Below are 12,581 nucleotides of genomic sequence, written 5' to 3'. Positions count from 1 at the left end.
GGGTCCCGCCCATGCATCCGGTCGAGCACACCAGCGCCCGCCTGGCCTTCGGCACGGAAACCGTGGGCATCCTCCTGGGCCTCGCCTTCGACGACCTCGGCCTGCACCGCGTGTGGGCAGCCCGCGCACCCCTGAACACCGCCTCCCACAAGACGCTGCTCCGCGCCGGATTGCAGGAGGAGGGACGGATCAGGCAGCACGTCCTCGTACGCGCCACCGATGAGTTCCCGCCGCCCCACCAGTCTCCCCCTCGTCGGACAACGCCAGAGGAGACACTCAACCCATGCCACAGCTGCTGAAAGTGCAGAACTTCTGCGTCTCGATGGACGGATTCGGTGCCGGTGAGCACCAGAGTCTGGAGAGGCCCTTCGGGCACGCCGACCCCGGGGACCTGGTCTCCTGGGCCGGCGCCACCGCCAGCTGGCCGGGGCGTACCGAACCCGGAGGCAGCCGTGGTCTCGATGACTACTTCACCCGGGACTTCACGCACAACATCGGCGCCGAGATCATGGGCCGCAACAAGTTCGGGCCCCAGCGCGGGCCCTGGCAGGACCATGAGTGGCGCGGCTGGTGGGGCGATGAGCCTCCCTTCCACACGCCGGTGTTCGTCATGACCCACCACACGCGGCCTTCGTTCACGCTTTCCGACACCACGTTCCACTTCGTCGACGGCGAACCGGCCCACGTCCTCGAACAGGCGCGGGAAGCGGCCGGCGGCAAGGACGTCCGGCTCGGCGGCGGGGCCACCACAATCAAGGAATTCCTCGACGCGGGCCTCGTCGACACGATGCATGTGGCCGTCTCTCCGGTGGAGCTGGGATCCGGGGTGCGGCTGTGGAAGTCGCCCGATGAGCTGCTCGACCGGTTCCACCAGGAGGTCGTCCCCAGCCCGAGCGGCGTCACGCATCACCTGTTCTGGCGCAGGTGAGACGGGCGCCTCGCGCGGGCCCGGGTTCAGCCCACCACCTCGTACAGCACCTGCCCCCTCGGCCCCGCGCCCGCCACCCGCAGCGCGGGGTCCCCGGGGCGCAGGCCCCCGTCCCCCGGGTACTGCACGACCCACCGCGCCCCGTACCGGTGCAGGATGCCGAGCCGTTCCGTGCGCGGGGTCGCGGGGGCGAAATAGGCGCGTACCGCCTCCGTTCGCGCCTCCTGGTCCGGCAGGAAGAAGTCGGGGTAGCCGGGGGCCACCGTGTAGGGGCCGTACGCCGGGATCTGGCGGGACGGGAACGTCTTCGCCATGACCACGTCCCCGTGGCGGACCCGCGGGGCCAGCCAGTCGTAGCCGGACCAGGGGGCCTTGTACTTGGCGGCCACCGGCCCCGGCAACACCCCACGCGGCACCACGTACCCGAGCGTCCCCGCCTGCGTCCACGCGCCCAGCAGCAGAGCCACGCCCAGCAGTCCGCTGAAGGCCCGTCGTGCGGCGCCCGGCTCGAAGGCCTCCAGCGCCGCCGCCAGCTGAGCGGGGACGAGGGCCGCGGGCAGCACCCTGCCCCACGAGTAGTGGCCGGTCAGGCCGCCCGCCGCGAACATCGCCGCGCCGAGCGCGAAGAAGAGGACCAGGGGATCGCGGTGGTCCCTGCGCCATCGCAGGACCAGCGCCGCCACCCCCAGCAGCGCGAGTCCGAAGTGCGGCAGGAGGTTCCGGTACAGCGAGCGGTGTATCTCCTCCAGGCCGCCGACCCCCATGAGGCCGAAGAAGGAGTAGTACGGCCATGCCGCCAGCACCGCGAGCCCGAACGCCACGCCCCCGGCCAGGCGCACCAGCACCGGCCGGGCCGGCCACGGCCGCGCCCCCAGGACCATCGCGAGCGCCCCGAACGTCGCGACGACCCCCGTGAACTGGTGACACAGGAGGATCACGGACCACAGCGCCCCCAGGCCGACGAAGACGAGCCACCCGCCATCCCCCAGGGACTTGCGCACCAGCGCCCAGAAGTGGAAGGAGAGCCCGAGCGCGAACGTACTCGGGTACGAGATCGTCAGCGCGAGGGAGTTGAGGCCGAGGAACCCGCTCCAGTTGAAGAGCCCCGGGCCCCAGAGCAGGAGCAGGCAGAGGAGCGCCAGCGGCGTCACCCCGCGGCGCGTGCTGAACGTACGTACGAAGTGTCGTACGCCCGTCACCAGCAGGCCGAACCCGACCAGCGCGGCCACCCGCAGCACCACGAACGTACCGAGGCCGGTCACCTTGGCCAGGCAGCCGAGGAGCAGCATCCAGGGGGAGTAATAGGGGCTCGGGGTGTCGGCGTCGACCAGCGGATTGCCGGGGTTCAGGAGGTCACCGCGCAGGCGTTCGATCGTCGCCGCGTGGATGCCGAGGTCGCCCGCCCAGGGCAGGCGGACGATCACCAGAAGGAGCAGGGTCAGAAGGGGCAGGGCCAGGAGGAGGAGGGCTGGCGGGGGAGCCGTACGCGAGGCCCGTATGTCGGCCCTACTTGCGGCGCGCATCGTGCTGGAAGACCCACGTCCGGTAGACCAGGAAACGGAACGCCGAGGCCAGCACGATCGACAGCGCCTTGGCGATGTTCGAGCCGAGCGGCCCGCTCATGTCCGCGCCGTGGTACGCCGCGTAGAACAGGACGCTCTCCATCGCCACGCCGATGCCGCTGAAGACGAAGAAGAGGGCGATCTGCCGCTTGGTGCGCGAGGCGCGGTCCCGGTAGGCGAAGAAGCGGAAGCCGAGGTAGTTGGTGCCCATGGCCACGCAGCTGGCCAGGACCGTCGCTGTCATCGGGCGCGAGCCGAGGCCGAGCAGAAGGAGGTTGAAGACGACGAGGTTGACGGCGACACCGCTGCCGCCGACCAGGCCGAACTTGACGAGTTCCAGGGACAGCCGGCGCAGGCGGGCGAAAGCGGGCGCGGGCGCGGCCACCACGGCGGGCGCCGATGCCGGTGCGGGTACGGACGGGGACGCGGACGCGGATGCGGATGCGGGCAAGGACTCGCCGGCCGGCGCCTCCCGCAGCGCGGGCCCCGTCATCCGCGCACCCCCGCGCCGGGCCGCGAGGCTCTCGCGCCGAGGACCCCGAGCGCCCCCAGCCGCAGCTTCCACGGCATGACGATCGACTCCAGCTGCACCATCAGGTTCATCTTCGACTCGCCGACCGTGCGGTCCTCGAAGTGGATCGGCACCTCCATGACACCGAAGCCGCGCCGCAGCGCCCGGTACTTCATCTCGACCTGGAAGCTGTAGCCCGCGCTGTCCACGGACGCCAGATCGATGGCGCGCAGGGCGTCCGCGCGCCAGATGTTGAAGCCGCCGGTGATGTCACGGACGCGCGTGCGGAGGATGGTGCCCGCGTAGGCGTTGGCCCAGCGGGAGAGCAGCTTGCGGTGGGCGCCCCAGGCGTCGGAGAGCGTGCCGCCCTGCACATACCGGCTGCCGATGACGACGCCCGCGTCGGTGGCGAGGGCGACGCCCAGCAACTCGGCGGCCTTCGCCACGGGGTGGCTGCCGTCGGCGTCCATCTGGAGGACGTACTCCGCGCCCTCGGCGACGGCCCGCGTCATCCCTGCCGCGTAGGCCCGGCCGAGGCCGTCCTTCTCGGTGCGGTGCAGGACGCTCATCCGGGCGCTGCCGTACCGCTCCGCGAAACGCTCGGCGATCTCGCCGGTGCCGTCGGGGCTGGAGTCGTCGACGACGAGGAGGCGCAGTCCGGGCAGCGGGAGCGCCATCAGGGCCTCGGCCATGCCGGGCAGGTTCCCCGCTTCGTTGTACGTCGGCATCACGACGGTCAGCGCAGTGGCGGCCCAGGTTTCGGGCAGTCTCGCGGCGAGGCCGTCGGAGAGGTTCTCGGGGGTGTTCACGGTCACGGCTGGGGCCCTTCGGTGGTCCGCGGTCGATGGGTGGTCCGGTTCCCTGGGCTGTGGATCTCGTACCTCCGTCAGACAATCTCACCCACCTTAGACCAAATGCCCGAATTGGTGGGATATGGCGAATCTCATCACCCATTCCGCGCCACGCGGACAACCAATCAGGCCAAGGAAACCTCCGCCCGCCGGTGGCCGTACCTCCGCGGCCGCCGAGCGGCAACACGAGATCCGCCGAGCGGCAATACGAGATCCACCACCGAAGACGCCGGAGGGCCGCTCCACGTTGCCCGGCGCCCCCGCGACCTGCGGCCCCGCAGCCTCAGGCCCCGCGCCCCGGACGTGCCGCCCTCACGACCAGTGGCGCAGCACCAGCCCGGGAGCCCGGTGGACCAGCCACGCACTGGCCACGCCGATCACAGCACCGACGGCCACATCGCTGGGGTAGTGCGCCCCGGAGTGCACCCGCTCGACCGCGACCGCCGCCGCCGGGACCGCGCAGGTGGCGCCCCATCCGCGGGAGGAGCCGGCCACGGCGGCGGTGAAGCCGACGGCGGCGGCGGTGTGCCCGGAGGGGAACGAGGAGCTGTCGGGGCGATCGTGGACACCGTCGTGCGGAATCAGCTCCTTCGGCGGCCTGCGCCGCTCGTAGAGCTGCTTGCACACCGCGTTGGAGGCCAGCTCCGCGATCCCCATGGCGGCCAGTCCGGCCACCGCGGCCCGCCGCTCCCGGTAGCCGCCGGTGGCGGACATGAGCACCGCCGCGGCCCACCACAGCTTGGTGTGCTCGGCCGCGGCCTCGACGGCCGGCAGTACTCGGCGCGTCAGCGGTGAGGTCCAGTGGGCCATGCGTCGGGTGAGCCGTTCATCGCCTTCTTTGATGTCCGCCAAGCCGATCATGTGAGCCAGTTTCCCGCTTCCGTTCCCGCCATGCACGAAAGCGGCACGCATACGGTCCGGTTTCCCGGGCACCTGGTGTTGCAGATTCCAAAAAGTTTTTGGCAACAGATGGAGGAGCTGACGTGTCATTCCTGTGGGCCATCATCGCGGGTCTCATCATCGGCGTGATCGCCAAACTCGTCCTGCCGGGCCGCCAGCCCATTCCCCTCTGGCTGACGGTCATCCTCGGTATCCTCGGCGCCGTCATCGGAAACGCGCTCGCCAGCGCCTTCGGCGTACGTGACACCGGTGGTATCGACTGGATCAGGCACATCTTCCAGATCGGTGTCGCCGCCGCCCTGATCGCGCTGGTCACCCCGCTGTGGGCCCGCCGCGGAGCGCGACGACACGCCTGACCCGCCGCGCCTGCCCCATAGGGGAGAGCAAAAAGGGGGCGCCCCGAGCCATAAGGCTCGGGGCGCCCCCTTTTCACGTACCGGATACCGGGTAGTACCGGATACCGGATATCGGATACCGCCGACGGCAACGCCTAGGAATGCGTACGCAGCAACGTCCGCATCGTCCGCATCGCCACCGACAGATTCGCCAGATCGAACGCGTCGGAACTCTGGATCTCCTCCAGCGTCGTCCGCGCCCGGCTCAGGATCGGCGCGTTCTTCTCCTCCCACGCCTTGAAGCGCTGCTCGGGCGTCGACGCGCCGTTGCCCACGGCCAGCACGTCGGCCGTCAGCGCGGCGTGCGCCGCGTACAGGTCCTCGCGGATGGAGGCACGCGCCATGGACTGCCAGCGGTCGGCCCGCGGCAGCTCGATGATGCGGTCCATGAGCTGGGTGATCCGCAGCCGGTCGGCGAGGTCGTAGTAGACCTCGGCGACGGCCATCGCGTCGCTGCCCACCCGGTCGGCCACCGCGACGATGTCGAGCGCGGGGAAGGCGGACGAGAACCCGGCGACGCGCGTGGCCAGCTCGTCGGGCACGCCCGCGCCCGTCAGCTCGTCGCGGATGCCCAGGTACCACTCCAGGTCCGAGCCGCGCAGCAGGGTCGGCAGCGCGTCCCAGACCTGCGCGACGCCCGCACTGAAGAAGTCGATGGTCTCGGCGAGCTGGAGCGGCTGCGGCCGGTTGTTGAGCAGCCAGCGCGAGCCGCGCTCGACCAGGCGCCGCGAGTGGAGCCGTACGCGGGTCTGCACATCGGCGGCGACGACATTGTCGAGCGCCTCGACGGCGTCCCAGACCTCGCTGAGCCCGAAGATCTCCCGCGCGGCCAGCTGGGCCCGCACGATCTCCTCCAGGGAGGCCCCGGTCTCCTCCCGCAGCCGGTGCAGGAAGGTCGAACCGCCCGTGTTGACGGTGTCGTTGACCAGGATCGTCGTGATGATCTCGCGGCGCAGCGCGTGCCCGTCGACCTGCTCGGGGAACCTCTCGCGCAGCGCCTGCGGGAAGTACGCGTGCAGCAGCCGCCGCAGGTACGGGTCGTCGGGCAGCGTCGTCTGGATCAGCTCCTCCGCCGCCGTGATCTTCGTGTAGGCGAGGAGGACGGCCAGCTCGGGCTGGGTCAGACCGCGCGTGGAGTTGAGCAGTTCACGGATCTGCCGGTCGTTGGGCAGGAACTCCAGGCTCCGGTCGAGGTGGCCCTGCTTGCCGAGCCGGCGCATGAAGCGCTGGTGGGCGTGGAGCAGGGACGGCGACTGGGCGACGGCGTTGCCCAGCGCGGTGTTCTGCGCGTAGTTGTTGCGCAGCACCAGATGGCCGACCTCGTCGGTCATCTCGGCGAGCAGCTTGTTGCGCTGCTTGACGGTCATGTCGCCGTCGGTGACGACCGCGTTGAGCAGGATCTTGATGTTCACCTCGTGGTCGGAGGTGTCCACGCCCGCGCTGTTGTCGATGGCGTCGGTGTTGATGCGGCCGCCCGCGCGCGCGAACTCGATGCGGCCCAGCTGGGTCAGACCGAGGTTGCCGCCCTCGCCGACGACCTTGACGCGCAGGTCGGCGCCGTTCACGCGGATCGCGTCGTTCGCCTTGTCGCCGACGTCGGCGTTCGACTCCGCCGACGACTTCACGTACGTACCGATGCCGCCGTTCCACAGCAGGTCGACGGGCGCCTGGAGGATGGCCTTCATCAGGTCGGCCGGGGTCATCTTGGCGACGCCGGTCTCGATGCCGAGGGCCTCGCGGATGTGGGCGTTGAGCTGGATCGCCTTGGCGGAGCGGGGGAAGATCCCGCCGCCCGTGGAGAGCAGCTCCTTGTCGTAGTCGGCCCAGGAGGAGCGCGGCAGTTCGAACAGGCGGCGGCGCTCGGCGTAGGAGGTCGCGGCGTCCGGCTTCGGGTCGATGAAGATGTGCCGGTGGTCGAAGGCTGCGATCAGGCGGATGTGCTCGGAGAGCAGCATGCCGTTGCCGAACACGTCACCGGACATGTCGCCGACGCCGACGACCGTGAAGTCCTCGGACTGGGTGTCGCAGCCCAGCTCCCGGAAGTGCCGCTTCACGGACTCCCAGGCGCCGCGGGCGGTGATGCCCATGCCCTTGTGGTCGTATCCGGCGGAACCTCCGGAGGCGAACGCGTCGCCGAGCCAGAAGTCGTAGTCCTCGGCGACCTTGTTGGCGATGTCCGAGAACGTCGCCGTGCCCTTGTCGGCCGCGACCACCAGATACGTGTCGTCCTCGTCGTGGCGCACCACGTCCGAGGGCGGCACGACCGCGCCGGCGACGAGGTTGTCGGTGATGTCGAGCAGCGCCGAGATGAACGTCTTGTAGCAGGCGACGCCCTCCGCCAGCCAGGCGTCGCGGTCCACCGACGGATCGGGCAGCTGCTTGGCGACGAAGCCGCCCTTGGCGCCGACGGGCACGATGACGGTGTTCTTGACCATCTGCGCCTTGACCAGGCCGAGGATCTCCGTACGGAAGTCCTCCTTCCGGTCGGACCAGCGCAGACCACCGCGCGCGACCTTGCCGAAGCGCAGGTGCACGCCCTCGACGCGCGGCGAGTACACCCAGATCTCGTACGCGGGGCGGGGCGCGGGCAGGTCGGGGATGGCCTGCGGGTCGAACTTCATGGAGACGTACGCGTGCGGCTCGCCGCTCTCCGTGCGCTGGAAGAAGTTGGTCCGCAGGGTCGCCTTGATGACGGTGAGGAAGGACCGCAGGATCCGGTCCTCGTCGAGCGAGGCGACCTGGTCGAGCGCCCCGTCCAGCTCCTCCAGGAGCCCGTCGGTCAGCTCGGTCCCGGCACGCTGGTGGTCCGGCGACATGCGCGCCTCGAAGAGCGAGACGAGCAGCCGGGTGGTGTGGACGTTGTTGCGGAGGGTGTCCTCCATGTAGTCCTGGCTGAACGTCGAGCCCGCCTGGCGCAGGTACTTGGCGTAGGCCCGCAGGACCATCGCCTGACGCCAGTTGAGGCCCGCGCGAAGGACCAGCGAGTTGAAGCCGTCGACCTCGGCCGCACCGGTCCAGGCGGCGGCGAAGGCCTCCTGGAAGCGCTCGCGGCCGTCGTCGCCGAGGTAGTCGCCGTGGCCGTTCGCGGACTTGGGCATGCGCAGCCCGAAGTCGTAGATCCACGCGTGCGTGCGGTCGGAGCAGCGCAGCTCGTACGGGCGCTCGTCGGTGACCTCGACGCCGAGGCGCTGGAGGACGGGCAGCACCGCGGAGAGGGAGACCTGCTCACCGGAGCGGTAGATCTTGAAGCGGCGCTCGTCGGGGGCCGCGCCCACCGGCTCGTACAGGGAGAGCGCGAAGTCCTTGCCGCCCTGGACGAGCTGCTCCAGGTGCTGGAGGTCGGCGACGGCGGCGCGCGGGGTGTGGTCGGCCTTGTAGCCCTCGGGGAAGGCACTCCCGTACCGGCGGAGGAGTTCGGCGGCGCGCTCCTCGCCGCACTCGGCGGTCAGCGCCTCGGCGAAGCCGTCGGCCCACGAGCGGGCGGCGTCGACGAGCCGTCCCTCGATGCGCTCGACGTCGGCCTCGGAGAGGTCGGGGACCTCGGCGCCCTTCGGCACCCTGACGACGAAGTGGATACGGGAGAGGATCGACTCCGTGTTCCAGGCGGTGAAGTCGACGCTCGCGCCGTTCAGCTCCTCCTTGAGGATGTCGATGATCCGCAGCCGGACGCCGGTGGTGTAGCGGTCGCGCGGCAGGTAGACGAGGGCGGAGTAGTAGCGCCCGTACTCGTCCTTGCGCAGGTACAGCCGCAGCCGGCGCCGCTCCTGGAGGTAGAGGACGCTCGTCACGATGGAGCGCAGCTCGTCGGCCGGGGTCTGGAACAGCTCGTCGCGCGGATAGGTCTCCAGGATCTGGAGGAGGTCACGCCCGTCGTGGCTGTTGGCGGAGAAGCCCGCGCCCTTGAGGACCTCGGCGACCTTGCGACGGATGACGGGCACGCGGCGCACGGACTCGGTGTACGCGGCGGACGAGAAGAGGCCGAGGAAGCGCCGCTCGCCGATGACGTTGCCCTCGGCGTCGAACTTCTTCACGCCGACGTAGTCGAGGTAGCTGGGGCGGTGCACGGTCGCGCGGCTGTTGGCCTTGGTCAGGACGAGCAGCTTGTGCTCGCGGGCCTTGGCGCGCGCGTCGGCGGGCAGCCGGTTGAAGGACGGGCTGACGGGGTGGTGGTCGTCGCCGTGCTGCGGGTCGGCGCGCAGGATGCCGAGGCCGGTGCCGGGGACGGCGGCCAGCGAGTCGTCGTCCGTGAGGTTGTACTCACGGAAGCCCAGGAAGGTGAAGTGGTTGTCGGCGAGCCAGCGCAGCAGCTCGCGGGCCTCGTCGACCTCCTGGTCGCGCAGGTCGTCCGCGGTGGGCTCGGAGGGCAGCTCGTCGGCGATGCGCAGGGCGGCATCGCGCATCTTCTCCCAGTCCTCGACGGTCTCGCGCACGTCGGACAGGATCCGCAGCAGATCGGCGGTGATCTGCTTCAGGTCGGCGCGGTCGGTCTCGCGGTCCATCTCGACGTGGATCCACGACTCGACGAGCGCGTCGTGCGGCCGCTCGCTGACCGGCTCGGTGGCCAGGACCTCCAGGAGCTTGCCGGTCAGGTCACGGCGTACGACGACCTGCGGATGGATCACCACATGGATGCCGCGGCCCTGGCGGGAGAGTTCGTTGGTGACGGAGTCGACGAGGAAGGGCATGTCGTCGGTGACGACTTCCACCACGGAGTGACTGCACGTCCAGCCGTTCTCCTCGACCGTCGGGGTGTGCACCCGTACGTTGGCCGTCCCCTGGGGGCGGTTCTCGGCGAGCCGGTAGTGGGAGAAAGCGGCACCGAAGACGTCGACCGGGTCGCGGTCGGCCAGGTCCTCGGGGGCCGTGTGCAGGTAGTAGCGCCGGAGGAACGCGAGAGCCGTGTCCTGGTCCGGCGCGGCCTCACTCGTCTCCCCGGTCGGTGCACCGCTCGGCAGGCGCCCCCCGACCGGGCTGTTCTCAGCTACCCGGGCGGCCCGCGCGAGCAGCTCGGTCTTGGCTTCGTCCAGCTTGGTCTGCATTGTCCTCTTGGCTCCTGTCGCGCGCCATTGCGCGACGTAGAAGGAAGTGAAGTGACGTAACGCCCTCGGACGGGGTCTCCGGCCTGTTCGACGTTATGCCGCGATGCGGGAAGAGCCGTCGGCTTTCCGCCATTTTCGGCGGTTCCGTCGGCGGATGGCCCGCCCGGCCCGGTCGGCCGCACCGCGAAGAAGCGTCAGCGAGGTCCCGGGCACGGATGTCCTCCGTGTTCCCCGGGCGCAGGGCGGAGGCACCGATGCCTCCGCGGGATATCGCGCTGATCACGGGTCAAGGCTATCGCTCCGCGATGGGTAAGAGTCACGAGCCTTTTGTATACAAAACCAGGGGCGGAACCTGGATGGTCTGCACAGTGCCGCCGGGAGCGCCCCTGGTGCCGGCCCTCTTGGCAAACGGGACACGGGCGTGCACGTTGAGCAAGACGGACAAAGGACATGCGCGACGGACTCCGGAAGCGAGCACCGATGGCAGCCAAGATCCTGATTGTGACCGGCGACGCGGCCGAGTCGATGGAGGTCCTCTACCCCTACCAGCGGCTGCGCGAGGAGAGGTACGACGTCCACATCGCGGCCCCCGCCCGCAAGACGCTGCGGTTCGTGGTGCACGACTTCGAACCGGGCTTCGACACGTACACGGAGAAGCCGGGTTACACCTGGCCCGCGGACCTCGCGTTCTCCGAAGTGGATCCCGGCCAGTACGCCGCCCTGGTGATCCCGGGCGGCCGCGCCCCGGAGTACCTGCGCAACGACCCGGAGCTACGCAAGATCCTCAAGTCCTTCTTCGACGCGGACAAGCCGGTGGCCCAGATCTGCCACGGCCCGCTCCTGACAGCGGCGATCGGCGCCCTGAGCGGCCGCAGGGTCACGGCGTACCCGGCACTGGAACTGGACATGCAGACGGCGGGCGCGACCTTCCAGGACGCGGAGGTGGTAGTCGACGGCACCCTGGTCTCGGCCCGCGCGTGGCCGGACCACTCCGGTTGGATGAGGGAGTTCCTGACGATACTCAGGGCGAAGGCGCCGGTGACTTGAGGGACGGCGTGCTTTGTGCCGGCCCACGGACGTCGTCAGGCGGGGAGGGGCTTCGCGACGAGCGGGCCTTCCCGGGTGGCGGGCCCTTCCGCGGTGAGCACGGGACCCTCAGACGGCGAGCCCCTCCGCGACGGGCGCGGCATCCTCAGACGGCGAGCGGCTCCGCGACGAGTACGGCCGTCCTCCGGCGGCGAGCGGCTGCGCGACGGGCAGGGCATCCTCAGGCGGCAAGCCCCGCCACGACGAATAGGGCCTTCCCCAGACGGCGACCCCTCTGCGATGAGCACGGTGTCCTTAGACGGCGAGCCGCTCCACGACAAGGACGGCATCCTCAAGCGGCGAGCGCTCCGCGACGAGCACGGGATCCTCAGACGGCGAGCGGATCCGCGACGAGCACGGGATCCTCAGACGGCGAGCGGATCCGCGACGAGCACGGGATCCTCAGGCGGCGAGCCCCACCGCGCCAAACACGGCCTCCTCAGGCGGCAAGCCCCTCCGCGACGAGTACGGCCTCCTCCAGGCTGTCCACGACGGGCACCCCGGCGACCTCCAGGCTCCGCCGGCTGTGGGAGCCCCCGGTGTAGAGCACGGCCCGCGCCCCCACGTGCGCGGCGGCCACCGCGTCGTCCACCGCGTCCCCGATCACGACGACCCGCTCGACGGCGGCGACGACACCCTCCAGCGCGGCGAGGTGCCGCACCATGCGCTCGGCCTTGCCGGCGTGCGAATCGTCGGTCCGCCCGTCGATCCGCACGAAGTGCTCATGAATGCCGTGCCTGCGCACGATCGGCACCAGATGCTCGTGCGGAGCGAGCGACAGCAACGACTGCGTACGCCCGTCGGCCCGCCGCCCGGCGAGCAGCTGAGCGGCCCCTTCGGTGAGCCCGCAGGCCTCGGCCCGAGCCCAGTAGTGCCGATGGAAGACGGCGTCCATGACCCGCCACTCGCTCTCACTCGGCAGCCGCCCCATCAGCCGCTCGTAGAAGAGCGGAATCGGCACGCAGTACAGCTCCCGGTACCGCTCCAGCGTGATCGATTCGATCCCGATCTCCGCGAAGGAGGCATTGGTCGCCTCGATCACCGCATGAATGTCATGCAGGAGGGTCCCATTCCAGTCCCAAACGATGTGCGCCCCGCGCCGCGTCCCCATCCCTGAAATTTACCCTCCCCGAGGGACTGGGCGGGCGCCCACCCTGACACGACGGCACCAGCCAGACCCCCCACCGAAACGCCACCCCAGCGAGCCGACGACCCGACCCGCCCCTACCTCGCCATGTCATCGCAGCGAGACGGGCGGGCGGGTGGGAAACATCCGCCGCGAAGCGGGCGGCCTACAACCCCCCACAAC

The 12,581-nt window shown here is 70.4% G+C and carries 10 protein-coding genes; 4 read left to right on the top strand and 6 right to left on the bottom strand.

Annotated features, from left to right (window positions below):
• Positions 1 to 11: 11 nt before the first annotated feature.
• On the top strand, positions 12 to 299 hold the full coding sequence (locus IG54_RS38210; protein WP_030788032.1) for a hypothetical protein: 288 nt from the start codon (positions 12 to 14) through the stop codon (positions 297 to 299).
• Complete coding sequence (locus tag IG54_RS0123860; protein WP_030788029.1) at positions 284 to 928, top strand: dihydrofolate reductase family protein; 645 nt, start codon at positions 284 to 286, stop codon at positions 926 to 928. The genes IG54_RS38210 and IG54_RS0123860 overlap by 16 nt, the downstream gene beginning before the upstream one ends.
• A gap of 26 nt (positions 929 to 954) precedes the next feature.
• Here the strand turns inward: IG54_RS0123860 and IG54_RS0123855 are convergent, their stop codons facing one another.
• From IG54_RS0123855 to IG54_RS0123840, 4 genes are all read right to left on the bottom strand, one after another.
• Complete coding sequence (locus IG54_RS0123855) at positions 955 to 2,451, bottom strand: hypothetical protein (RefSeq protein ID WP_030788025.1); 1,497 nt, start codon at positions 2,449 to 2,451, stop codon at positions 955 to 957.
• Entirely contained in the window at positions 2,435 to 2,983 is a 549-nt protein-coding gene (locus IG54_RS38205; RefSeq protein WP_030788022.1) for a GtrA family protein, read from the bottom strand. The genes IG54_RS0123855 and IG54_RS38205 overlap by 17 nt, the downstream gene beginning before the upstream one ends.
• Positions 2,980 to 3,729 (bottom strand): polyprenol monophosphomannose synthase, encoded by a 750-nt coding sequence (locus IG54_RS0123845; protein ID WP_199809583.1) that lies wholly within the window; start codon positions 3,727 to 3,729, stop codon positions 2,980 to 2,982. The genes IG54_RS38205 and IG54_RS0123845 overlap by 4 nt, the downstream gene beginning before the upstream one ends.
• A 435-nt stretch (positions 3,730 to 4,164) precedes the next feature.
• On the bottom strand, positions 4,165 to 4,713 hold the full coding sequence (locus IG54_RS0123840) for a phosphatase PAP2 family protein (RefSeq protein ID WP_030788016.1): 549 nt from the start codon (positions 4,711 to 4,713) through the stop codon (positions 4,165 to 4,167).
• A gap of 122 nt (positions 4,714 to 4,835) precedes the next feature.
• On the opposite strand from IG54_RS0123840, the gene IG54_RS0123835 reads away from it, so the two are divergent.
• Positions 4,836 to 5,108 carry a GlsB/YeaQ/YmgE family stress response membrane protein gene (locus tag IG54_RS0123835; protein WP_030788013.1) on the top strand — a complete coding sequence of 91 codons (273 nt, stop codon included), beginning with the start codon at positions 4,836 to 4,838 and terminating at the stop codon, positions 5,106 to 5,108.
• Between the two features lie 134 nt (positions 5,109 to 5,242).
• Here IG54_RS0123835 and IG54_RS0123830 read toward each other — a convergent pair whose 3' ends face one another.
• Positions 5,243 to 10,186 carry an NAD-glutamate dehydrogenase gene (locus IG54_RS0123830; protein WP_030788009.1) on the bottom strand — a complete coding sequence of 1,648 codons (4,944 nt, stop codon included), beginning with the start codon at positions 10,184 to 10,186 and terminating at the stop codon, positions 5,243 to 5,245.
• 480 nt (positions 10,187 to 10,666) lie between these two features.
• On the opposite strand from IG54_RS0123830, the gene IG54_RS0123825 reads away from it, so the two are divergent.
• The gene (locus IG54_RS0123825; RefSeq protein ID WP_030788007.1) at positions 10,667 to 11,233 is read left to right on the top strand and encodes a DJ-1/PfpI family protein; all 567 of its coding nucleotides are present in this window, start codon (positions 10,667 to 10,669) and stop codon (positions 11,231 to 11,233) included.
• A gap of 478 nt (positions 11,234 to 11,711) precedes the next feature.
• Here IG54_RS0123825 and IG54_RS0123820 read toward each other — a convergent pair whose 3' ends face one another.
• Positions 11,712 to 12,383, bottom strand: a complete 672-nt coding sequence (locus tag IG54_RS0123820; RefSeq protein ID WP_030788004.1) for an HAD family hydrolase — start codon at positions 12,381 to 12,383, stop codon at positions 11,712 to 11,714.
• Positions 12,384 to 12,581: the final 198 nt, after the last annotated feature.

Origin of the sequence: Streptomyces sp. NRRL S-920, from assembly GCF_000717945.1 — a bacterium.
Lineage (GTDB): Bacteria > Actinomycetota > Actinomycetes > Streptomycetales > Streptomycetaceae > Streptomyces > Streptomyces alboniger.
Note: the sequence above shows the minus strand (reverse complement) of the source record. Positions and strands in the feature narration are given on the sequence as shown.